We start from the raw sequence: 22,607 nt of genomic DNA, 5'->3' as shown, positions 1-22,607 counted from the left end.
GCCCCGCCCCGCGGAGTGCGGGGCGGGGCGCCGTCGAACGGTGACCGTCAGGCGCGCGGCTTCTCGCGCATCTCGAAGGTCTCGATGATGTCGCCCTCGGTGAGGTCGTTGAACGACCCGAGACCGATACCGCACTCGAAGCCCTCGCGGACCTCGGTGACGTCGTCCTTCTCGCGACGCAGCGACTCGATCGTCAGGTCGTTCCCGACCACCTTGCCATTGCGCAGCACGCGGGCCTTGGTGTTGCGGCGGATCGTGCCGGACCGCACGATCGAGCCCGCGATGTTGCCGAACTTCGAGGACCGGAAGACCTGGCGGATCTCCGCGGTGCCCAGCTGGGCCTCCTCGTACTCCGGCTTGAGCATGCCCTTGAGGGCCGCCTCGACGTCCTCGATCGCCTGGTAGATGACCGAGTAGAACTTGACCTCGACGCCCTCGCGGTCCGCCAGCTCCTCGACCCGCTCGCCGTACTTGACGTTGAAGCCGATGATCACCGCGTTGTCGACGGTGGCCAGGTTGACGTCGTTCTGCGTGATGGCACCCACACCGCGGTGGATGACGCGCAGCTCGACCTCCTCGCCGACGTCGATCTTGAGCAGCGCGTCCTCCAGTGCCTCGACGGCACCGGACACGTCGCCCTTGAGGACCAGGTTGAGGGTCTCGACCTTGCCCTGCTGGAGCGCCTGCGTGAAGTCCTCGAGGCTGATGCGCTTGCGACGCTTCGCCAGGAGGGCGGCACGCTCGGCGGCCTCGCGCTTCTCGGCGATCTGCCGGGCCGTGCGCTCGTCCGGCGCCACCAGGAAGGTGTCACCAGCCGACGGCACGGACGCGAGACCGAGCACGAGGACCGGGCGGGCCGGGCCCGCCTCCTTCACGGACTCGCCGTGCTCGTCGAACATGGCACGCACGCGGCCGTGGGCCGTGCCCGCGACGATCGCGTCGCCGACGTGCAGCGTGCCCGACTGGACCAGGACGGTCGCGACAGCGCCGCGACCCTTGTCGAGGTTGGCCTCGATGGCCACGCCGCGCGCGTTCTTGTCGGGGTTGGCCCGCAGGTCCAGGGAGGCGTCAGCCGTGAGGAGCACAGCCTCGAGGAGCTGGTCGATCCCCTGGTTCTGCTTGGCGGACACGTCGACGAACATGGTGTCGCCGCCGTACTCCTCGGCCACCAGGTTGTACTCGGTGAGCTGCTGGCGGATCTTGTCGGGGTTGGCCCCCTCCTTGTCCACCTTGTTCACCGCGACGACGATCGGCACGTTCGCGGCCTGGGCGTGGTTGAGCGCCTCGACCGTCTGCGGCATGACGCCGTCGTCGGCGGCCACCACGAGGATCGCGATGTCCGTCACCTGCGCACCACGCGCACGCATGGCGGTGAACGCCTCGTGACCCGGGGTGTCGATGAAGGTGATGGCGCGGTCGATGTCCTCGTGCACGTGACGCACCTGGTAGGCACCGATGTGCTGGGTGATGCCGCCGGCCTCGCCGGAGACGACGTCGGTCTGGCGGATCGCGTCGAGAAGACGCGTCTTGCCGTGGTCGACGTGACCCATGACGGTGACGACCGGCGGACGGGCCTGCAGCTCGTCGTCGCCCTCGCCCTCGAGCTCGGCGTCCAGGTCGATGTCGAAGGCCCCGAGCAGCTCGCGGTCCTCCTCCTCGGCGGAGACCATCTCGATGACGTAGCCGAGCTCGGTCGCGAGCGTGCCGAACGTGTCCTCGTCGAGCGACTGCGTCGCGGTGGCCATCTCACCGAGGTGGAAGAGCACCGTGACCAGGCTGGCGGGGTTCGCGTCGATCTTGTCCGCGAAGTCGTTCAGCGACGAGCCGTGCCGCAGGCGCACGACGGTCGTGCCGTTGCCGCGCGGGACCTGCACGCCGCCGAGTGACGGCGCCTGCATCTGCTCGAACTCCTGGCGCTTCGCGCGCTTCGACTTCCGCCCGCGAACGGGGCGACCGCCGGCGCGACCGAACGCACCCTGCGTCGAACCGCGCCCGGCGCCACCGCGGCCGCCGGGACGACCGGCGAAGCCGCCGCCACCACCGGGGCGGAAACCGCCGGGGCCGCCGCCGGGACCGCCACCGGGGCCGCCGCCACGACCGCCGCCACGACCGCCGGCAGCGGGCGCAGGACGCTCGCCCGGACGCGGCATGGACGTACGGCCGGGCATCATGCCCGGGTTGGGACGTGCGCCGCCGCCGGGGCGGGGCGCCGCGGGACGCGGGCCACCCGGGCGGGGACCGCCGGGGCGCTCGCCCGAGCGCTCCGGCGCAGCGGCGTCACCACGTTCGGGACGCTGCCCGGGACGCGGCATGCCCTGGCTGGACGCGAACGGGTTGTTGCCCGGGCGCGGGGCGCCGCCGGAGCGCTGCCCCTGACGCGGCATGCCCTGGCTGGACGCGAACGGGTTGTTGCCCGGGCGCGCGGAGCGCGAGCCGCCGCCCTTCTGCTCGCGGGCCGCGGGCGGGGGCTTCGGCGCCGCGGGGCGTGGGCCGGGCGTGGGTGCGCCGGGTCGGGCACCCGACTCCTTGGCCGGAGCCGGAGCGGGGGCCTCGGCCTCGGGCGCCGCCTGCGGGGCGGGCGCCTCGGCCACGGGGGCTGGGGTGGGGGCGGGCGCCTCCTGCTTCTGCGGAGCGGGCTTGGGCGCGGGCTTCGCCGGCGTCGCCTTCTGCTCGGCGCGCTGCGGCGCCTTCTGCTCCGAGGCCGCGGGCGCCGCGTCCTTGTGCTTGTCGCGCATCATGCGCTCGACCGGTGCCTCGAGCGTCGAGGACGCCGATCGGACGAACTCGCCGGCCGACTTCAGGTCGGCGAGCAGGGACTTGCTCTCCACTCCGAGCTGCTTTGCGAGCTCGTGAACGCGGATCTTCGCCACATCTCTCCTGTCTCGGCCCTCCTGCGAGACAGGGAGGACCGTCATTAGTACCGAGTACTCATCGCACGGAACTCATCGGGTGTCCATCGGCTTCTGACCCGCTTCCTTGTCGACAACGCGTGTGCGGCCGAGCGCGCTCGGTCGCGATGACCCGTCCGCCGGGCGGCGGCGCGGGCCGGAGGGACTCAACGGCCCTGCTGCTCCAGCTGGTCCCGGACGCCCATCAGGTCGAGCGGGCCCGTGACGCGCAGAGCGCGCGGCACGGCCCGACGACGCTCGGCGAGCGCCAGGCAGGCGGGCGTCGGATGGATCCAGGCGCCACGCCCAGGGAGGGACCCGCGCGCGTCGACCACGAGGTGTGCCTCGTGACCCGACGGCTCGAGCACCAACCGCAGGAGAGCGGACCGTAGGTCACGCTTCCGGCACCCAACGCACGTACGTACCGGTCCGGTGTGATCCGGCGCGGTTCGTGGGCAGGTCGGAGGCTGGGCGCGTGGCCCGGTCCCCGACAGTCTAGCGCGGCGCCCCACGTGCCGTTACCGGCCCCCGGCGGCGCCGTCGTGCTCGGCCGCCGTCTCGCCTGCGTCGCCGGGCTTGTCGCCGTCGCCGGCGAGCGCCCCCTCGTCCGATCGGATGTCGATCCGCCACCCGGTCAGCTTCGCGGCGAGACGGGCGTTCTGCCCCTCCTTGCCGATCGCGAGGGAGAGCTGGTAGTCCGGGACGATCGCGCGCGCCGCCTTGGCGTCGGCGTCGACCACCGTGACCGAGCTCACACGTGCCGGGGACAGCGCGTTCGCCACGAACCGGGCCGGGTCGTCGCTGTGGTCGACGATGTCGATCTTCTCGGCGTGCAGCTCGGCCATGACAGCGCGCACGCGCGCTCCCATCGGGCCGATGCAGGCGCCCTTGGCGTTCAGCCCGGCCACCTTGGACCGGACGGCGACCTTGCTGCGGTGCCCCGCCTCGCGGGCGATGGCCGTGATCTCGACCGACCCGTCCGCGATCTCCGGCACCTCGAGCTCGAACAGCTTGCGGACGAGGCCCGGGTGCGTGCGGCTCAGCACGACCTGCGCACCCTTGGCACCGCGCGAGACCTCGACCACGTAAGCGCGCAGCCGCTCCCCGTGCACGTACTCCTCCGTGGGCACCTGCTCGTGCGGGGGCAGCACCGCCTCGGTGCCGCCTACGTCCACGAGCACCACGCGCGGGTCGCGGCCCTGCTGGATGACGCCGGCCAGGACCTCGCCCTCCTTGCCGCGGAACATCCCGAGCACCTGGTCGTCCTCCGCGTCGCGCAGACGCTGGACGATGACCTGGCGGGCGGTAGCGGTGGCGATGCGCCCGAAGTCGGCCGGCGTGTGCTCGAACTCGGGCCCGAGCTCGATCGTCGGCCGTGCCTCGGGGTCCTCCGGGTCCGGGGTACGGATCTCCTCGCGGGCCCACACGGTGACGTGCCCGGACTTGCGGTCGACCTCGACGCGGGCGTGCTGGTACGCGTCGGGGGTGCGGTGGTAGGCAGACAGCAGGGCCTGCTCGATCGCGGCGACGAGGACGTCGAGACTGATGTCCCGCTCCCGCTCCAGCAGCCGAAGCGTGCTCATGTCGATGTCCATCGTCAGCTCTCCTGGTGACGGGCGGAGCCCGTGTCGTCATGTCGGGCGGAGCCCGAGGTGTCGTCGTTCCGGGCGGGGCCCGTGGCGTCGGTCTGGTCGGGGGTCTCGTCGAGCCGCTTGAGCTCGACGTCGATCTTCCCCTTGCGTACGTCGGCGACGGCCACGCGGGTGCCGTCCTCCAGCACGAGCCACGGCCCGCCGTCTTCGCCCGTGCCGTCGGCGCCGACGGTGACGTCCGCCAGACGGCCCGCCGTCTGCCCGCCGTCGTGCCGCTGCAGCGTGACGAGCCGGCCGCGGGCGCGCCGGAAGTGGCGCAGCTCGGTCAGCGGCCGGGAGGTGCCGGGCGTCGAGGTCTCCAGCGTGTAGGCGCCGGGCACGACGTCGTCCGCGTCGAGCGCCGCCGAGATCGCCCGCGCGACGTCCCCGAGCGCGTCGGAGTCGAGGCTTCCCACCGCGTCCTCGGGCAGGTCGACCGTGATGCGCACCACCGACCGCTTCCCCGCCCGGGTCACGACGACGTCCTCGAGGAACAGGCCCGCCGCGTCGACCGCCGGGGTGACGATCTGCCGTACGGCTTCGACCTTGGGCCCGGTTGCCGTCGTACGGCCGTGCTGCGCTGCCATCGCTGCCTCCCGTGGGTCACGTCGTGAACTGCCGTGTGCTCCCGCGCCGGGACGTCCCGCGGCCGGTGTGTCGTTGTGTGCAGCGTCCAGCGTAACGAACGACCGGCCCCTCTCGCGCCGCACGGCCCGCTCCGCGCGGCGGGTGAACGTCACACCGGGCCCACCTCCGACGTGGCAAGATCGGCCCCGATGGAACCGCACCCCGCACCCGCCCGGCACGCCGACCGGTCCGCCGCCCGAGCCCGGACGGCCGCCGTCGGCGCGCTGCTGGCTGCGGGGCTGCTCGCCGGCTGCGGGGTACGCCTCGAGGCGCCGCCGATCGCCGAGCCCGTCCCCGACTCGCTCGAGGTGGTGCGGCGCACCGCGGTGTCCGACGCGCTGCTCGTGGCGGACGGCGCCCAGGCCGCGCTCGAGGCGGTCCCGGCGGACCGCGAGCGGGTCGTCACCGAGCTCACGCGCATCACGGCCGACTCCCGCGCGCAGGCGGACGCGCTGGGGGGCGAGTACGACTCGGGGCTCGCCACCGAGGAGCCGACGGACAGCCCGCAGTCCTCGGAGTCCGACGTGGGCACGCCGGCCGACGTGGTCAAGGTGCTCGACGACGCCGCCGCGCGCAGCCGGACCGCGGCCGGCACGACCACCGAAGGCCCGCTGGCGCGGCTCCTCGCGTCGGTCGGGGCCGCTCAGACCGTGTCCGCCGAGCGCCTCGCGGAGCTCACTGACGCCGAGGGACCGGCTCCCGTCGACCCGCAGGTTCCCCTGCCCACCGGTTCCGGCCGTGCCGCCGAGGGCGCCTCGCCGTCCCCGAGCGGATCGACGGATGAAGACGTGACCGCGGACCCCGACGAAGACGACGGCGAGGACGACGGCGAGGACGAGGAGGCGGTGCCCGAGGGCCTCACCGCCGGCGACCTGAGCACGCTCGTCGTGTCGGAGGACGCGACCCGCTACGCCCTGCAGCTTCGCGCCGCGATCGGCAAGGGCGAGCAGCGCGAGCGTCTCCTCGAGCGCGTCGCCCGCCACGCGGAGCGGGCCGACGGGTGGGCGCTCGTCGCGGGGATCCAGGCCACGGCTCAGGACCCGCGGCGGGCCGCGTACACCGTCCCGCGGGTCGACGACCGGAGCGACGAGGCGCTGGTCGTCTCGCTCGAGAACGACCTGGCCACCGACTACGCGACCCTGGTGGGGAACACCACCGCCGGCACCCGGGACGTGCTGGTGGACCTGCTCGTGGACTCCGCGGTGACGCTCGACGACTGGGGCGCCGAGCCCGTGCCGTTCCCCGGCCTGCCGGAGCAGGCCGGGGACTCCGGGACGGACGCCGCCGACGCGGTCGCCTAGCCGGCGAGCAGCGCCTCGACCCGCTGGGTCACGACCCGCGCGGCGTCCCTCACGGGCACCTGCTCCGACTCCCCTGCGCGGGGCCGGACCTCGACGAGGCCGTCGGCCAGCCCTCGGCCCACCACGACGATCAGCGGCACGCCGAACAGCTCGGCGTCGGCGAACTTCACGCCCGGCGACACCTTGGGGCGGTCGTCGTACACGACCTCGACGCCGGCCTCCACGAGCTGCTCGGCGAGCTTCTCCGCCGCCTCGAAGATCTCGCCGCCCTTGCCGGTGGCCACGACGTGCACGTGCGCGGGCGCGACCTGCGCGGGCCAGGCGAGGCCCTTGCCGTCGTGGTTCGCCTCGGCGATGGCGGCGACGGCGCGCGTGACGCCGACGCCGTAGGAGCCCATGGTGACGGTGACGGCCTTGCCGTTCTCGTCGAGGACCTTGAGGTCGAGCGCCTCCGCGAACTTCCGGCCGAGCTGGAACACGTGCCCCATCTCGATGCCGCGCGCGGTCTCGAGGATGCCGTCGCCGTTCGGGCACGGGTCGCCGGGCCACACCTCGGCCACCTCGATCGTCCCGTCGGCCGTGAAGTCGCGACCCGCGACCAGGTCGAGCACGTGCTGGCCGGGCCGGTTCGCGCCCGTGACCCACCGCGTGCCCTCGACGACCCGGGGGTCGAGCAGGTAGCGCACCTTCGCCGTCCCCTCCTCGCCGAGCGCGCCGGGGCCGATGTAGCCCTTGACGAGGGCGGGGTTGGCGGCGAAGTCCTCGTCGCCGAGCGGGGCGAACTCCGCCGGGTAGAAGGCGGCCTCCATGCGCTTGACGTCCACCTCGCGGTCGCCCGGGAGGCCGATCGCGAGGGCCTCTGTGCTGCCGTCCGGGTGCCGGAGCTTGAAGAGGACGTTCTTGAGCGTGTCCGCCGCTGCCCAGGGCCGGTCGTCGCGCGGGAACCGCTCGTTGAGATGGTCGACCAGCGACTGGATGGTCGGCGTGTCCGGGGTGTCCTCGGCGTGCGCCTCGGGCGTGCCCTCGAACGGGATCGGGTCCGGCACGGGCGCCCGGGCCGCCTCGACGTTGGCCGCGTACCCGCAGGCCTTGCACTCGACGTAGGTGTCCTCGCCGATCGGCGACTTGGCGAGGAACTCCTCCGACCTGGAGCCGCCCATCGCGCCCGCGTGCGCGGAGACGATGACGTACTCGAACCCGAAGCGGTCGAAGATCCGCTGGTACGCGGCGCGGTGCTTCGCGTAGCTCGCGTCCAGACCCGCGTCGTCGATGTCGAAGGAGTAGGAGTCCTTCATGATGAACTCGCGCCCGCGGATCAGCCCGGCGCGGGGGCGGGCCTCGTCGCGGTACTTGGTCTGGATCTGGTACAGCGCCAGCGGCAGGTCCTTGTACGAGGAGTACAGGTCCTTGACCAGCAGGGTGAACATCTCCTCGTGCGTCGGGGCCAGGAGGTAGTCGGCACCCTTGCGGTCCTGCAGCCGGAAGAGGTTGGGCCCGTACTCGGTCCAGCGGCCGGACGCCTCGTACGGCTCGCGGGGCAGGAGCGCCGGGAAGTGCACTTCCTGCGCACCGATGGCCTGCATCTCCTCGCGCACGACGTTCTCGACCTTCGCCAGGACCCGCAGGCCCAGCGGCAGCCAGGTGTAGACGCCCGGCGCGGCGCGGCGGATGTAGCCGGCGCGCACGAGCAGCCTGTGGCTCGCGACCTCGGCGTCGACGGGGTCCTCGCGCAGCGTGCGGACGAAGAGCTGGGACAGGCGGAGCAGGTCGCCCCTGGGCTGGCGGGCGGACGCGATCGACATGGGGGCCAGCCTAGCGGCGCCCCGGCCCTCCCCTGGTCGCCGCCGGGGACGGCTGGCACGATGGCCGCATGCCCGAGCTTCCCGAGGTCCAGGCGCTGGCCGACTTCCTCGACGAGCGAGCGTCCGGGCGCCGGGTCGCCGCCGCCGACGTCGCGGCGATCGCCGCGCTCAAGACGTTCGACCCGCCGGTGTCGGCGCTCGTCGGACGGACGGTCGAGGGCGTGACGCGCCACGGCAAGTGGCTGGACGTGCGCACGGTGCCGGACGGAGCCGCCGGTCGGGGTGCCGACGACGAGATCCACCTGGTGTTCCACCTGTCGCGCGGGGGCTGGGTGCGCTGGTCGGAGCAGGCACCGACGACCCCGGTCCGCCCCCGCATGGGCGGGTCGTCCCGCGGCGCGGCGCTGGCGCTGCGCGTGCGGCTGGACGACGGCTCCGGCTTCGACCTCACCGAGGCGGGCACCCGCAAGCGGCTCGCCGTGTACGTGGTGCGCGACCCGCAGGAGGTGGGGCAGGTGCGCACGCTCGGCATCGACCCGCTGTCTCCGGACTTCACCACGGCCGCGCTCGCCGGCCTCATGGCGGCCAAGAACCAGCAGGTCAAGGGCCTGCTGCGCGACCAGCACGCGATCGCCGGCATCGGCAACGCCTACTCGGACGAGATCCTGCACGTGGCGCGCACGTCGCCGTTCAAGCTCACGCGCTCGTTCGCCGACGGCGACGTCGAGGCGCTGCACGAGGCCACCGTGACCACGCTGCGCGACGCCGTCGCGAAGTCGTCGGGCAAGCCCGCGAAAGAGCTGAAGGACGCCAAGCGGGCGGGCATGCGGGTGCACGGCCGCACCGGCGAGGCGTGCCCCGTGTGCGGCGACGTCGTGCGCGAGGTCAGCTTCGCCGACCGGTCGCTGCAGTACTGCGCCACGTGCCAGACCGGCGGTCAGGTGCTCGCCGACCGCCGCATGTCGAAGTTGCTCAAGTAACGGCCGCGGCTCAGTCGGGGGCGACCGCGTCGCGCGACGCGACGAACGCGTCCACGCAGGCACGGACCTGCTCCGGGGTGTGCGCCGCGGAGAGCTGCACCCGGATGCGGGCCTCGCCCCGCGGCACCACGGGGAAGCTGAAGGCGGTAACGTAGACCCCGCGCTCCCCCATCGCTTCGGCGACGCGCGACGCGATCACGGCGTCGCCGAACATCACCGGCACGATCGGGTGCTCGCCGGGCAGCAGGTCGAAGCCGGCCTCGGACATGAGGCCGCGGAAGAGCGCCGCGTTCTCGGCCAGGCGCGCCCGCAGGTCGCCCGACTGCTCCACGAGGTCGAGCGCCGTGAGCGTACCCGCCACGATCGTCGGCGCCAGCGTGTTCGAGAACAGGTACGGCCGCGCACGCTGGCGCAGCAGGTCGACGATCTCGGCGTGTGCCGCGACGTAGCCGCCGGACGCACCGCCGAGCGCCTTGCCGAACGTGCCCGTGAGGATGTCCACGCGGTCGGCGACGCCGCACAGCTCGGGCGTCCCCCGGCCGCTGGAGCCCATGAAGCCGACGGCGTGCGAGTCGTCCACGAGCACGAGGGCCTCGTAGCGGTCGGCCAGGTCGCAGATCTCGCGCAGCGGGGCCAGGTAGCCGTCCATCGAGAAGACGCCGTCCGTGACGATCACGACGTGCCGGGCCCCGCCGTCGCGCGCGGCCCGCAGCTGCTCCTCGAGGTCGGCCGTGTCGCGGTTGCGGTAGCGGAACCGCGCGGCCTTCGACAGCCGGATGCCGTCGATGAGGGAGGCGTGGTTCAGCGCGTCCGAGATGATGGCGTCCTGGGCGCCGAACAGGGTCTCGAAGACGCCCCCGTTCGCGTCGAAGCACGAGGAGAACAGGATCGACTCCTCGGTGCCGAGGAAGCCGGCCAGCCGCCGCTCCAGCGCGCGGTGCTGGTCCTGCGTGCCGCAGATGAACCGCACGCTCGCCAGCCCGTAGCCCCACGTGTCGAGGGCGTCGCGCGCGGAGGCGAGGATGCGCGGGTCGTCCGCCAGGCCGAGGTAGTTGTTGGCGCAGAAGTTGAGCAGCTCGGCGCCGTCCGCCCGGATGCGGGCGCCCTGCGGGCCCGTGATGCCGCGCTCGTGCTTGGTCAGGCCGGCGTGCTCGATCTCCCGCAGCTCGCCCGCCACGTGCTCCCGGAACGTCCCGTACATCAGTGCGCCTTCTTCCCTCGGGCGTGGTCGTCAGACCCCGCCCATTCCGTCCAGTCGAGGACCACCTTGCCGCCGTGTGCCGAGGCCGCCGCCTCGAAGCCCTCGCGCCAGCGGCTCGCGGGGAGCCGGTCGGTGACGACCGACGCGATCGCCGCGCGTAGCGTCGCGCTGGTGCGCAGCATCGCGTCCATCGCCTGCCAGGTCTCGAACATCTCGCGGCCGTAGATGCCCTTGAGCGTGAGCATATGAGTCACGACCGTGCCCCAGTCCACCGCGATCGGCTCCGCCGGCAGCCCCAGCATCGCGATGCGGCCGCCATGGTTCATGTTCGCGATCATCTCCGGCAGCGCGCTCGGGGCCCCGCTCATCTCGAAGCCGACGTCGAAGCCCTCCCGCAGGCCGAGGTCGCGCTGGGCCTGCGCGACCCGGGCCGTCCGCACGTCGACGGCAGCGTCGGCGCCCATGGCCCGCGCCATCTCGAGCCGCGCCGGGCTCACGTCCGTGCCGACCACCAGGTGCGCACCCGCGTGCCGGGCGACGGCGATCGCCATCAGGCCGATGGGGCCGCAGCCCGAGACGAGCACGTCCTCGCCGATGACGGGGAACGCGAGCGCGGTGTGCACCGCGTTGCCGAGCGGGTCGAAGATCGCAGCGACGTCGAGGTCGAGGCTGGCGTGGTGCACCCAGACGTTCGTGGCCGGCAGCACCACGTACTCCGCGAACGCGCCGTCGCGCTGCAGTCCGAGGCCCTGGGTGCGGATGCACATCTGGCGGCGGCCGGCCCGGCAGTTGCGGCACATGCCGCACACGATGTGCCCCTCGCCGGAGACGAGGTCCCCGACGGCCACGTCGTGCACGAGGTCGCCGACCTCCACGACCTCGCCGACGAACTCGTGGCCCGGCACCAGGGGCGCCCGGACGGTGGACGCCGCCCAGGCGTCCCAGCGGTCGATGTGCAGGTCCGTGCCGCAGATGCCGGTGCGCAGCACCCGGATCTTCACGTCCGCGAGGCCCGCCTCCGGCTCCGGCCGGTCCACGAGCTCCAGCCCCGGCCCCGGCCCCGGCTTGTACAGCGCCTTCACTCGCCACCCACCCGTGCCTCGCTCACCCGTGCGTCCCCCGTCGCATGCGTCGTCACGCCCGGTACCATCCCACGATCCGGACAGATCCGATAACCGGGGTCAGCACAGCCGTCAGAACAGCCGTCAGAACAGCACGGTCGTGAACGTGCCGACCTGCTCGAAGCCCACGCGCCGGTACGTGGCCAGCGCCGGGGTGTTGAAGGCGTTGACGTACAGGGACACGACGGGAGCCACCTCCCGGCGGGTCGCGACGACGACGGCGGCCATGCCGGGGGCCGCCAGCCCCCGGCCGCGCCGCACGGGGTCGACCCACACGCCCTGTACCTGAGCGACGCCACCCGCGACGGCGCCGAGCTCCGCCTTGAACGCCACGAGCGGCCCGGGCGCGCCGGTCGCCCGGGGGGCGGGCCGGGCGCCCGGCTCGACCCGCACGAACGAGCGCCCCTCGGCGATGAGCGAGCGGACCCGCAGCGCGTAGGCGCTGCCATGGGACGCCGCCGGGGCGTACCCGACCTCCTCGGCGAACATGCGCACGCACGCGGGCAGCACCAGGTCCGCCTCGGCGAGGGTCGAGCGGCGCACCGCGGGGTCGGGGTCGATGTCCGGGTCGCGGGAGATCGCCAGGGACGGTTGGTCGGCCCGCACCTCGCGCGCCGGCGGCCAGCGGGGGGCGAGGAGCTCCCACAGCGCCAGAGCCGCGGTCCGGTCCCCCACGATCGACGACGACCGTCGCCCCTGGAGGTGGGCGAGCCTCGCGAAGGCTTCGACGGCGTCCTCGGCCTCCTCACCCGCCAGGTCCGGCGCCAGCACGGGTACCAGGTTCGCGCCCGACCAGCAGACCGCGACCAGCGGGCCGGTCGACGGGAAGCCCCACGCCTGCCCGCCGGCGGCCGCGAACCCCGCCAGGGCGGCCACGTCCAGGCGCGACGCCGTCAGGACGGAGGCGACCGGGTCGAGCGCGCAGACGGCCCGCGCGGCGTCGAGATCCTCGGTGCCGAGCACCCGGGCGCGCGGGCGACGGGCGTCGAGCCTGCCCGCGGACGAGCCCCGCGCCCGCACCGCCGGTCGCCAGCCGCCCATCACGCCCCCTTCGCCGTCGTGGGCCCCTCAGGTCTCGTGGATCTCGATCCTGCCGACGTCCGTCGGTCTCAGCTCACCGAGACGACGGGAGCGCCGGCCTGCGTGTCGTTCTCGGGCGCCGGCATCGACTCGGCGATCCGCATGGCCTCCTCGATGAGCGTCTCGACGATCATCGCCTCCGGCACGGTCTTGATGACCTCGCCCTTGACGAAGATCTGGCCCTTGCCGTTGCCCGACGCGACGCCGAGGTCCGCCTCGCGCGCCTCGCCCGGGCCGTTGACGACGCAGCCCATCACGGCGACGCGCAGCGGCACGGTCATGCCCTCCAGGCCGGCAGTGACCTTCTCCGCGAGCGTGTAGACGTCCACCTGGGCGCGGCCGCACGACGGGCAGGAGACGATCTCGAGCTTGCGCGGGCGCAGGTTGAGCGCCTGCAGGATCTGCGTGCCGACCTTGACCTCCTCCACCGGGGGCGCCGACAGGGAGACCCGGATGGTGTCGCCGATGCCCTGGCTGAGCAGCGCGCCGAACGCCGTCGCGGACTTGATGGTGCCCTGGAAGGCGGGCCCGGCCTCGGTGACGCCGAGGTGCAGCGGCCAGTCGCCGCGCTGGGACAGCAGCTCGTAGGCCCGCACCATGACGACGGGGTCGTTGTGCTTGACCGAGATCTTGAAGTCGTGGAAGCCGTGCTCCTCGAAGAGGCTCGCCTCCCACACCGCCGACTCCACGAGCGCCTCCGCCGTCGGCTTGCCGTACTTCTCCAGCAAGCGCTTGTCGAGCGACCCGGCGTTGACGCCGATCCGCAGCGAGACCCCGGCTCCGGAGGCCGCCTTCGCGATCTCCTTGACCTGGTCGTCGAACTTGCGGATGTTGCCCGGGTTCACGCGGACGGCGGCGCAGCCGGCGTCGATCGCGGCGAACACGTACTTGGGCTGGAAGTGGATGTCGGCGATCACCGGGATCTGCGACTTCGTCGCGATCGCGGGCAGCGCCTCTGCGTCGTCGATGGTCGGCACGGCGACGCGCACGATGTCGCAGCCCGCGGCCGTCAGCTCGGCGATCTGCTGCAGCGTCGCGTTGATGTCGGTGGTGGGTGTCGTCGTCATCGACTGGATGCTGATCGGCGCGTCTCCGCCGACGGCCACCTTGCCCACCTGGATCTGGCGGGTCTTGCGGCGCGGGGCCAGCGTGGGCACGGGCGGGGTCGGCATGCCGAGGTTCACTGCAGTCACAGTGCCAGTATCGCGCGAACGAGCGGGTGTCACGCACGCGGGCGGGCACCGGCACCGAATCCCCGCCGTATCGTGCGCACGACCTTCACCCGGCGCCGGACGATCCGCGCTGCGCTACATCAGCCGCACGGGGTCGACCACGTCCGCGACGATGAGGATCGCCCCCGTCCCCAGCAGGACGACGAACATCACGTAGGCCACCGGCATCATCCGGGCGACGTCCGCCGGGCCCGGGAGCGGGAGCCCGCGCAGCCGGGCGAGCGTGCGCTTGGCGCCCTCGTACAGGGCGTTGACCACGTGGCCGCCGTCCAGCGGCAGCAGCGGGATGAGGTTGAAGACGAACAGGGCCACGTTCAGCGCCGCCAGCAGGCTCAGCAGGAACTGCAGGGTCGAGACGACCGGCGCATCCGCCGCGACGGCGTCCACGGCCATCCGGCCCACCCCGACCACCGACATCACGGAGTCCTGCGAGCGCGGCTCGTCGGTGAATGCCTGCACGGCAGCGTCGCCGATCCGCACCGGGAGGGTGACGATCATCGCCGCCGTGCCCGAGACCTGCTCCCACACCGCCTCCGGCACCGTGGAGACCGGCATCGGCTTGTGCTCCTGCGTGGGGGTCATGCCCAGGAAGCCCGCCGTCTCGGTGGCCGCCTCGCCGTCCGCGCCGACCTCGGGGTTCCCCTCGGCGTCGACGACAGGCACCTGCCGCGCGGCGGTCGTGACCGTCAGCGGCACCTCGGCACCGTCGCGCCGGACGACGACCTGCACCTCCTGGTCGGGCGAGTCCGCGATCATGCCGGCCAGCTGCTCCCACGACGTGACCTCCGTGCCGTCCCACTCGACGACCTCGTCGCCGGCCTGCAGCCCGGCCGCCGCCGCGGGGGACGGCGCGGCGTCGGCGCCGCACACGGGCTCGCCCTGCGCCGTCGTGGCGGTGGGGGTGCACCCGGTCACGGCACCGACGGTCGTCGTGACGGAGGGCATGCCGATCCCGACCAGCACGATGAACGTCAGCACGACGGCGATGACCAGGTTCATCACCGGCCCGCCGAGCATGACCACGAGCTTCTTGGGCGTGGACAGCTCGTAGAAGGCCCGGTGCTCCTCCCCCGGGCGGATCTCGCTCACCGACGCGTCGCGCGCGTCCGCGATCACCTGGCCGAAGAAGCCGCCGCGCCGCCGCGTGCCCGCCGGGGCCGGCGGCATCATGCCCACCATCCGCACGTACCCGCCCAGCGGGATCGCCTTGACGCCGTACTCGGTCTCGCCCTTCGTGCGCGACCAGAGCGTGGGCCCGAAGCCGACCATGTACTCGCTCACCCGCACGCCGAACTTCTTCGCGGGCACCATGTGGCCCACCTCGTGCAGCCCGATCGAGATCGCGAGGCCCACGATCATCACGGCGATGCCGACCACCCAGGAGAGAACGTCCACGGCCCCGAGCCTAGGTCAACCCGGAGCGCCCGCCGCGCGGCCGGGAGGGCCGCTCGTGCAGGAATCGTCAGGAGCGCGCGAGGATCTCGTCGGCGCGCGCCCGTGCCCAGGACTCCGCGGACTCGACGGCCTCCAGCGTCACGGCGTCCGGGGCGACGCCGTCGTGCTCGCCCAGCACCCGCTCGACGGTCTCCACGATGTCGAGGAAGCCGATCCGCCCGGCCAGGAACGCGGCGACGCCCTGCTCGTTCGCCGCGTTGTACACCGCGGGGTGGGTGGCGGACGCCGCCGCGGCGGCCCGCGCCAGCCCGACGGCGGGGAACGTCGCCTCGTCGAGCGGCTCGAACGTCCAGGACGCCGCGCGCGTCCAGTCGCACGGCGGGGACACGACGTCGAGACGCTCGGGCCACGACAGGCCCAGCGCGATCGGCAGGCGCATGTCCGGCGGGGACGCCTGGGCGATCGTCGAGCCATCGTGGAACTCGACCATGGAGTGCACCACCGACTGGGGATGCACCACCACGGTGATGTCGTCCACCGGCACGTCGAACAGCAGGTGCGCCTCGATCAGCTCCAGACCCTTGTTCATGAGCGACGCCGAATTGACCGTCACGACCGGCCCCATCGACCATGTCGGGTGGGCGAGCGCCTCGTCGGCCGTGGCCTTCTTGATGTCATCGCGGCTGCGGCCGCGGAACGGGCCGCCCGACGCGGTGAGCACAAGGCGCCGCACCTCGTCGCGGGCTCCCCCGCGCAGCGCCTGCGCGATCGCCGAGTGCTCGGAGTCCACGGGCACGATCTGCCCGGGCGCCGCGGCGGCCTTGACCAGCGAGCCGCCCACCACGAGCGACTCCTTGTTGGCGAGCGCCAGCGACGAGGAGCCCGCGAGCGCCGCGAGCGTCGGTCGCAGCCCGACGGACCCGGTGATGCCGTTGAGCACGACGTCGGAGCCGCGCCCGGCCAGCTCGGTGGCGGCGTCGGGGCCGGCCAGCACCTCGACGTCCTCGGCCCCCGCGCCGAGCCGCGCGGCCAGGGCTTCCCGCAGCTCCGCGGCGCGACCGGCGTCCGCCACGGCGACGGCGCGCACCCCGAGCGTCGCGGCCTGCTCGGCGAGCAGGCCGACGTCCGCACCCCCCGCGCTCAGGGCTTCCACCCGGAAGCGACCGGGATGCGCCCGGAGGACGTCGATCGCCTGCGTGCCGATGGAGCCGGTGGAGCCGAGGAGGGTGACGGAGCGGGTCATGCGGCACATCATCGCAGCCGGCCGGAATCCCAGCGGGCGCCCTCGCCACGGCGGCCCCGCCCTGGCGCAGGCGGCGTACCAGGACGGGCACCGCGGGTCGGCCGACCTGTGGAACCGCATCGGGCCGGGCCAGTACAGCTCCGGCGTGTACCTGCGCACGGGCACCGCGACCCGGTCGCCGCCGTCTGCTGACGGCTGACGGTGCTGACGGCTGGGGCCCGAGCGGGCAGGATGGCCGTATGTCCGACGCTGCCGCGCTCTCCCCGCTCGTCGACGTCCCTGCGGGGACGTTCCGGATGGGCTCCACCGAGTTCTATCCGGACGAGGGACCCGTGCGCGAGGTGCCGGTGGACGCGTTCGCCGTCGAGCAGCACCCGGTGACGAACGCGCAGTATGCGCGGTTCGTGGCCGAGACGGGCTACGTCACGGTGGCCGAGCGCGAGCTCGACCCGGCCGACTTCCCCGGCGCCGACCCGGCCGACCTCGTGCCCGGCGGCCTGGTGTTCACACCCACCACCGGGCCCGTGAACCTCGCCGACTGGACGCAGTGGTGGCGCTGGCAGCCCGGCGCGTCCTGGCGCACCCCCGGCGGCCCGGGCACCGACACCACCGGCCGCGAGGACCACCCGGTGGTGCTCCTCGCGTTCGACGACGCGCTCGCCTATGCGCGCTGGGCGGGCCGCGACCTGCCCACGGAGGCCGAGTTCGAGTACGCGGCGCGCGGCGGCACCGACGGCACCCGGTACGCGTGGGGCGACGAGCCGCGAGCGGACGGACGGCTGATGGCGAACACCTGGCAGGGCCGGTTCCCGTACGACAACACGGGGGCGGACGGCTGGGTGGGCACGTCCCCCGTCGGGACCTTCCGCGCCAACGGCTACGGCCTCGCGGACATGATCGGCAACGTGTGGGAATGGACGACGACGTTCTACCTCACCGGCGCCTCCCGGCACGCGCACGACGGCGCGTGCTGCGCGCCGTCCGCCGACGACCTGGGCCCCGCCGCCCGCGCTTCCGTCGGCCCGGGCGAGCGGCACCCGCGCAAGGCGCTCAAGGGCGGCTCGCACCTGTGCGCCCCGGAGTACTGCCTGCGCTACCGCCCCGCCGCCCGGTCGGCCCAGTCGGTCGACTCCGCGACCACGCACATCGGCTTCCGCTGCGTCGTGCGGCCGGCCTCCCCGTCGCTGCCCGCCGGGGCCCGGAACCTCCTCGCCGGTTCGCGCCAGGCGCGCGAGCCCGCGACCAGGGCCAGCGCCGTCGCCGCGACCAGGACGGCGGCGGGCACGGGCAGCACCTCGACGCCGGCGCGCGCCACGAGCAGCGACGCGAGCGCGGCGCCCACGGCGATCCCCCCGTTGAAGACCACGGGGATGAGCGCCCCCGCCGTCTCGCGCCGCCCGGGGCCGCCCAGCCGCAGAATCAGCGTCTGGGCCAGCGGCGGGAGCGCGCCGGACGCCACGCCCCAGGCGACGACGACCGCCACCCCGAGCGCGGGGTGCACGTCGACCACGGCGAGGCCGAGCAGCGCGACGGCCGTCGCGGCCACGCTCACGACGAGCGCGGGCGCCGTGCGGGTGCCGAACCTGCCGGCCAGCAGCACGCCGAGCGCCGAGGCGAGCCCGAACACCAGGAGCAGGCTGCTGACCCCGCCCGGCACGGAGGCGGCGGGCGCCTCGACGATCCGCGTGACGTACGTGTACACGCCGTAGTGGCCCACCAGCAGCACGCCGACGATCCCCGTGACCGCGATCATCGGCCCCGGCCCCGACACCGGTCGCGCGGCGCCCGCCTCCTCGTGCGCGGCACCCGCGCCCGACTGCGTGGCCGGCGCCCCGGACCGGGCGACGACGACCCTGACCAGCACCGCGACGACCAGCGTCGCCACGGCGAGCCCTGCGAACGCCGCCCGCCACCCGACGCCGCGCGTGACGAGGCTGGCGAGCGGGGTGCCGAGGACCATGCCGAGCGTGGCGCCGCCGAGCACGACCGCCACGGAACGGGCGAGCAGCCGGTCGGGCACGAGGTCGGCGACGTGCGCGTTGGCGGTGGCCCACAGCAGGCCGACGGCCGCGGCGCCGACGAGCCGGGCACCCGCCGCGACGCCGTACGACGACGCGAGGGCGGTTGCGGCGGACGAGGCGGCGAGCACGACCAGCGCCACGGCGATCACCGATCGGCGGTCCCGCCCGCGGGAGAGGCGCACGAGGGGGAAGCTCGCCACCACGACGGCGGCCGCCCAGATCGAGACGAGGAGGCCGGTCCGCGCCTCCGTGACCCCGAGGCCGGCGCTCATCTGCGGCAGCACCGCGGTGGGGAGCATCTCGGCCGTGACCATGGTGAACGTCGCGCCGCCCAGCACGATCAGCGACGGCCACAAGGCGCTGCGCCGGCGGGATACGGTCTCTGTCGTCGTCATGTGGCCGACGCTAGAGTTTGACACTGATGTCAATGTCAAGCGTGACTCAGGTCACGCAGTCGGCCCAGGACAGGAGGCGCGAGATGAAGATCGGCGAGGTCGCCCGGCGCACCGGTGTGGCGCCCCGGCTGGTGCGGTACTACGAGCAGCAGGGCCTGCTCACGGCGGCCCGGGCCTCGAACGGGTACCGCACGTACGCCGAGGACGACGTCGCGCGCGTGTCGCGGGTCGCGAGCATGGTCCGGGCCGGTATCCCCACCCGGCTCATCAAGGTCCTCCTCGACATGGAGGAGACGTGGGCGGCGGACTTCCCCACCTGCCCCCGCGCGGTGGCCGAGATGCTCGCGAGCGAGCTCGTGGAGATCGAGGACCGGCTCGCCTGCCTCACCCGCAGCCGCGACACCATCCGCGACGTCCTCGCGCGCACCGAGCACACCGCCCTGCTGTCGGAGGCCGGCGCGCCCTGACCGACGTCACTCGACGCCGAGCAGCACCTCGATGGCGCGGGCGAAGAAGCTGTCCACCGAGGCCTCGGCGTACCCGTCGGAACCCTTCGCACGGCCGAAGGTCGCCGAACGGACCTCCAACGCGGCCAGCGGCTCCTGCCGATCGAAGTAGGCCACGAGCTGGTCGCAGAGGGCGTCGACGTCGTCGCAGTCGTACGCCCGCGCGCCACGCTCGGCGGGCGCGAACTTCTTCCCGTCCGGCCGGCCCAGGCGCCCGTACATCGTGCGCGCCCGGTCGGCCAGCGCCGCCATCCACGCCTCCTGCCCGTGCGCGGCCACGTACTCGGCCCGCTGGCGCGCGATGAACGCGGCCTCCAGCCGGTCCAGCGCGGCGTCGACCTCGTGCGTGTCGTACCCGCCGCGCACCAGGTCGAACGTCGAGACCTGGATGTCTGCGTGCGACAGCGGTTCGGCGGTGCGCCCCTCGTAGGCCTGACGAGCGTGGTCGAAGAACTCCTCGACCTCGTCCCGCTCGTACCCGGAGCGCATCGCGGAGACCGTGCTGAACAGAGAGCTCACTCGTCGTCCTCCTCGGCGGCCAGCTGCCCGCAGGCGCCGTCGATGTCGCTCCCGCGGGTGTCACGGATCGTGGTGGGGATGCCGTGCCCGCGCAAGCGTGCCACAAACTCGTCCTCGACGGCACGCTCGCTCGCGGTCCAGATGGACCCGGGCGTCGGGTTCAGCGGGATGGGGTTCACGTGCACCCAGCCGCGCCCGCGGGCGTTGAGCTTCTCCCCCAGGAGGTCGGCGCGCCAGCCGTGGTCGTTCATGTCCTTGATGAGCGCGTACTCGATGGACACGCGCCGGCCGGTGACCTCGTAGTAGTGCCGGGCCGCGTCGATCGCCTCGTCCACGCTCCACCGGGTGTTGATCGGCACCAGCTCGCTGCGCAGGTCGTCGTCCGGGGCGTGCAGGCTGAGCGCGAGCGTCACCGGGATGCCCAGGTCGGCGAGCTTCAGCATCGCCGGCACGAGCCCCACCGTGGAGACCGTGATGTTGCGCGCGGACATGCCGAAGCCCTCGGGCTGCGGCGCCACCAGGGCCTTGACCGTCTCGATCACCGCCCGCGGGTTCGCCAGCGGCTCGCCCATACCCATGAAGACGAGGTTGTTCAGCCGCGTCGGGCCGCCCGGGATCTCCCCGGCGGCCAGCGACCGGAACGCGGCCCGCACCTGCTCGAGGATCTCTGCCGTCGACAGGTTGCGCGTGAGCCCGAGCTGGCCGGTGGCGCAGAACGGGCACGCCATGCCGCAGCCCGCCTGCGACGACACGCACAGCGTGGTGCGCTGCGGGTAGCGCATCAGCACCGACTCGACCTTCGCGTCGTCGAACAGGTGCCACAGCGTCTTCACCGTCGTGCCACCGTCGGCCTCGAGCGTGCGCGTGGGCCGGATGAGCGGCGGGAACATCGTGGTCGCCATCGCCTCGCGGGTCGCCGCGGGCAGGTCGGTCATCAGCTCCGGGTCGGACGTGTAGTGCTGGAAGTAGTGCGTTGCGAGCTGCTTGGCCCGGAACGACTTCTCCCCCATCGCCTCCACGGACGCGACCCGTTCGGCCGGCGTGAGGTCGGCGAAGTGCTTCGGCGGCTTGCCCCGCCGGCGCGGCGCCATCTGCAGCGGCATCGGCGCGGTCTCGTCGCCCGGCCGGATGACGGGCATCCCGAGGTCGGTGCCGGGCGTCGCGGGACGTGCGGGGGTGGCAGGCATGGGGGTTCCTTACAGGGCCGTCGACGGCGCCATCGTGAGCACGAGGTACACGAACGGAGCGGTGACGACCAGCGAGTCGAGTCGGTCCAGCACGCCCCCGTGGCCGGGGAGCAGCGAACCCATGTCCTTCAATTCTAGGTCCCGCTTGATGAGCGACTCGGCAAGGTCGCCCACCGTGGCCGTGATCGCGGTCAGGATGCCCAGCACGACGCCGAGCAGCGGGCTGGCGTCGAGCACCAGGACCGCGCCCGCGACGCCCACGGCGGTCGCGAGCGCGAACGAGCCCGCCAGGCCCTCCCAGGTCTTCTTGGGGCTCACCGTGGGTGCCAGCGGGTGTCGCCCGAGCGTCACCCCGGCCACGTACCCGCCGACGTCGTTCGCGACGGCCAGGAGGATGAACAGCGCTACGCGGAGCTCACCCTCCGGCTGTGCGAGCAGCAGGAGGACGAAACCCGCGAGGAACGGCACGTAGGTGGCGGCGAAGACCGCCGCCGCCGAGTCCCGCAGCGCCTGGGGGCCCGGGCCGTCCAACACCCGCCAGACGACCACCGCACCCACCGTCAGCACGTACGCGACGAGCAGGGCCTCCGGCCCCGACGTGTACGCGGAGACGACCATCCCCACCCCGCCCACCAGGAGCGGGAGCATCGGGATGTGGATGTCGCGACGCGCGAAGGCCTGGCGCAGCTCCCAGAGGGCCGCGCCGACGGCGACGGCCGCGACGAGGACGAAGGGCTCGGGTCGGAACCAGAGGGACGCCGCCACGGCGACGAGCAGGAGCACGCCGACGGCGATCGCCACGGGCAGGTTGCGGCCGGCACGCGAGGCTTGCGGGCCGACCGCCCCGCCGGTGGACGGGTCGAGCGGGGACGCGTCCTCGCCCGGTTCGAGGGGATGGGTCACCATCAGACCTCGAGCAGCTCGCTCTCCTTGCCTGCGAGCAGCTGGTCGACCGCCTCGACGTGCTTCTTCGTCAGCGACTCCAGCTCCTTCTCGGCGCGGCCCACCTCGTCCTCGCCGGCCTCGCCGTCCTTGACGATGCGGTCGAGCTCCTCCTTGGCCTTGCGGCGCACGTTGCGCAGGGAGACGCGCGCGTCCTCCGCCTTGCCCTTGGCCATCTTCACGTAGTCGCGGCGCCGCTCCTCGGTGAGGGCGGGCATGATCACGCGGATCGCGTTGCCGTCGTTGGACGGGTTGATGCCCAGGTCGGACTCGCGCAGCACCTTCTCGATCGCCGTCATCGAGGTCTTGTCGAACGGCGTGATCAGTACCGTGCGCGCGTCGGGGATGTTGAACGACGCGAGCTGCTGCAACGGCGTGGGCGCGCCGTAGTAGTCCACGGTGATCTTCGAGAACATGCCGGCGTTCGCCCGGCCGGTGCGGATGCCCGAGAAGTCCTCCTTGGCGACCTCGATCGCCCTGTCCATCTTGTCCTCGGCCTCGAGGAGGGTGTCGTCGATCACCGGTGCTCCTTTGTC

General features: G+C 73.5%; 20 protein-coding genes and 1 pseudogene. 5 read left to right on the top strand and 16 right to left on the bottom strand.

What is annotated here, in order from left to right; translation table 11 throughout:
* Positions 1-47 precede the first annotated feature (47 nt).
* From infB to rimP, 4 genes are all read right to left on the bottom strand, one after another.
* Entirely contained in the window at positions 48-2,870 is a 2,823-nt protein-coding gene (gene infB, locus AC1C2V_RS14335) for a translation initiation factor IF-2 (RefSeq protein ID WP_495390296.1), read from the bottom strand.
* A gap of 185 nt (positions 2,871-3,055) precedes the next feature.
* Positions 3,056-3,256 carry a YlxR family protein gene (locus AC1C2V_RS14330; protein WP_495390295.1) on the bottom strand — a complete coding sequence of 67 codons (201 nt, stop codon included), beginning with the start codon at positions 3,254-3,256 and terminating at the stop codon, positions 3,056-3,058.
* Between the two features lie 150 nt (positions 3,257-3,406).
* Positions 3,407-4,483 (bottom strand): transcription termination factor NusA, encoded by a 1,077-nt coding sequence (gene nusA, locus AC1C2V_RS14325; RefSeq protein ID WP_495390294.1) that lies wholly within the window; start codon positions 4,481-4,483, stop codon positions 3,407-3,409.
* Between the two features lie 2 nt (positions 4,484-4,485).
* Positions 4,486-5,106: a ribosome maturation factor RimP gene (gene rimP / locus AC1C2V_RS14320; RefSeq protein WP_495390293.1), complete on the bottom strand. Its 621-nt coding sequence runs from the start codon at positions 5,104-5,106 to the stop codon at positions 4,486-4,488.
* 189 nt (positions 5,107-5,295) lie between these two features.
* Here rimP and AC1C2V_RS14315 point away from each other — a divergent pair, with 189 nt between their 5' ends.
* A complete protein-coding gene (locus tag AC1C2V_RS14315) occupies positions 5,296-6,447 on the top strand; it encodes a DUF4439 domain-containing protein (protein WP_495390292.1) in 1,152 nt (383 codons plus the stop codon).
* Here the strand turns inward: AC1C2V_RS14315 and AC1C2V_RS14310 are convergent.
* Positions 6,444-8,249: a proline--tRNA ligase gene (locus AC1C2V_RS14310; protein ID WP_495390291.1), complete on the bottom strand. Its 1,806-nt coding sequence runs from the start codon at positions 8,247-8,249 to the stop codon at positions 6,444-6,446. The genes AC1C2V_RS14315 and AC1C2V_RS14310 overlap by 4 nt on opposite strands.
* Before the next feature lie 68 nt (positions 8,250-8,317).
* Here AC1C2V_RS14310 and AC1C2V_RS14305 point away from each other — a divergent pair, with 68 nt between their 5' ends.
* Positions 8,318-9,229: a DNA-formamidopyrimidine glycosylase family protein gene (locus AC1C2V_RS14305; protein ID WP_495390290.1), complete on the top strand. Its 912-nt coding sequence runs from the start codon at positions 8,318-8,320 to the stop codon at positions 9,227-9,229.
* Positions 9,230-9,239: 10 nt separating this feature from the next.
* Here the strand turns inward: AC1C2V_RS14305 and AC1C2V_RS14300 are convergent, their stop codons facing one another.
* The 6 genes from AC1C2V_RS14300 to dxr form a co-directional block, all read right to left on the bottom strand.
* The gene (locus AC1C2V_RS14300; RefSeq protein ID WP_495390289.1) at positions 9,240-10,430 is read right to left on the bottom strand and encodes a glycine C-acetyltransferase; all 1,191 of its coding nucleotides are present in this window, start codon (positions 10,428-10,430) and stop codon (positions 9,240-9,242) included.
* A complete protein-coding gene (gene tdh, locus AC1C2V_RS14295; RefSeq protein WP_495390288.1) occupies positions 10,430-11,512 on the bottom strand; it encodes an L-threonine 3-dehydrogenase in 1,083 nt (360 codons plus the stop codon). Before tdh ends, AC1C2V_RS14300 begins: the two co-directional genes overlap by 1 nt.
* A 123-nt stretch (positions 11,513-11,635) precedes the next feature.
* Entirely contained in the window at positions 11,636-12,592 is a 957-nt protein-coding gene (locus tag AC1C2V_RS14290) for a GNAT family N-acetyltransferase (protein WP_495390287.1), read from the bottom strand.
* A 68-nt stretch (positions 12,593-12,660) separates the two neighbouring features.
* Positions 12,661-13,803: a flavodoxin-dependent (E)-4-hydroxy-3-methylbut-2-enyl-diphosphate synthase gene (gene ispG / locus AC1C2V_RS14285; protein WP_495390437.1), complete on the bottom strand. Its 1,143-nt coding sequence runs from the start codon at positions 13,801-13,803 to the stop codon at positions 12,661-12,663.
* Positions 13,804-13,938: 135 nt separating this feature from the next.
* Complete coding sequence (locus tag AC1C2V_RS14280; protein WP_495390286.1) at positions 13,939-15,258, bottom strand: M50 family metallopeptidase; 1,320 nt, start codon at positions 15,256-15,258, stop codon at positions 13,939-13,941.
* Between the two features lie 67 nt (positions 15,259-15,325).
* Entirely contained in the window at positions 15,326-16,501 is a 1,176-nt protein-coding gene (dxr, locus tag AC1C2V_RS14275) for a 1-deoxy-D-xylulose-5-phosphate reductoisomerase (protein WP_495390285.1), read from the bottom strand.
* Between dxr and AC1C2V_RS14270 the strand changes: the two genes are divergently transcribed.
* Both AC1C2V_RS14270 and AC1C2V_RS14265 read left to right on the top strand, forming a co-directional pair.
* Entirely contained in the window at positions 16,500-16,700 is a 201-nt protein-coding gene (locus AC1C2V_RS14270; protein ID WP_495390284.1) for a hypothetical protein, read from the top strand. The genes dxr and AC1C2V_RS14270 overlap by 2 nt on opposite strands.
* 40 nt (positions 16,701-16,740) lie before the next feature.
* Positions 16,741-17,661, top strand: a pseudogene (locus AC1C2V_RS14265) (formylglycine-generating enzyme family protein); the annotation flags it as partial.
* Here AC1C2V_RS14265 and AC1C2V_RS14260 read toward each other — a convergent pair.
* Positions 17,595-18,917 (bottom strand): MFS transporter, encoded by a 1,323-nt coding sequence (locus tag AC1C2V_RS14260; RefSeq protein WP_495390283.1) that lies wholly within the window; start codon positions 18,915-18,917, stop codon positions 17,595-17,597. The pseudogene AC1C2V_RS14265 and the gene AC1C2V_RS14260 overlap by 67 nt on opposite strands.
* A 32-nt stretch (positions 18,918-18,949) precedes the next feature.
* On the opposite strand from AC1C2V_RS14260, the gene AC1C2V_RS14255 reads away from it, so the two are divergent.
* Positions 18,950-19,384, top strand: a complete 435-nt coding sequence (locus AC1C2V_RS14255; protein ID WP_495390282.1) for a MerR family transcriptional regulator — start codon at positions 18,950-18,952, stop codon at positions 19,382-19,384.
* A gap of 6 nt (positions 19,385-19,390) precedes the next feature.
* On the opposite strand, the gene AC1C2V_RS14250 is transcribed toward AC1C2V_RS14255, so the two are convergent.
* The 4 genes from AC1C2V_RS14250 to frr are packed head-to-tail and all read right to left on the bottom strand — an operon-like array spanning position 19,391 to position 22,592.
* On the bottom strand, positions 19,391-19,942 hold the full coding sequence (locus AC1C2V_RS14250; protein ID WP_495390281.1) for a DivIVA domain-containing protein: 552 nt from the start codon (positions 19,940-19,942) through the stop codon (positions 19,391-19,393).
* Positions 19,939-21,129 (bottom strand): 23S rRNA (adenine(2503)-C(2))-methyltransferase RlmN, encoded by a 1,191-nt coding sequence (gene rlmN / locus AC1C2V_RS14245; RefSeq protein ID WP_495390280.1) that lies wholly within the window; start codon positions 21,127-21,129, stop codon positions 19,939-19,941. Before rlmN ends, AC1C2V_RS14250 begins: the two co-directional genes overlap by 4 nt.
* 9 nt (positions 21,130-21,138) lie before the next feature.
* A complete protein-coding gene (locus AC1C2V_RS14240; RefSeq protein ID WP_495390279.1) occupies positions 21,139-22,035 on the bottom strand; it encodes a phosphatidate cytidylyltransferase in 897 nt (298 codons plus the stop codon).
* Positions 22,035-22,592 carry a ribosome recycling factor gene (gene frr, locus AC1C2V_RS14235; RefSeq protein WP_495390278.1) on the bottom strand — a complete coding sequence of 186 codons (558 nt, stop codon included), beginning with the start codon at positions 22,590-22,592 and terminating at the stop codon, positions 22,035-22,037. The genes AC1C2V_RS14240 and frr overlap by 1 nt, the downstream gene beginning before the upstream one ends.
* Positions 22,593-22,607: the final 15 nt, after the last annotated feature.

The sequence above is a fragment of the Isoptericola sp. Y541 genome (assembly GCF_059445465.1).
Note: the sequence above shows the minus strand (reverse complement) of the source record. Positions and strands in the feature narration are given on the sequence as shown.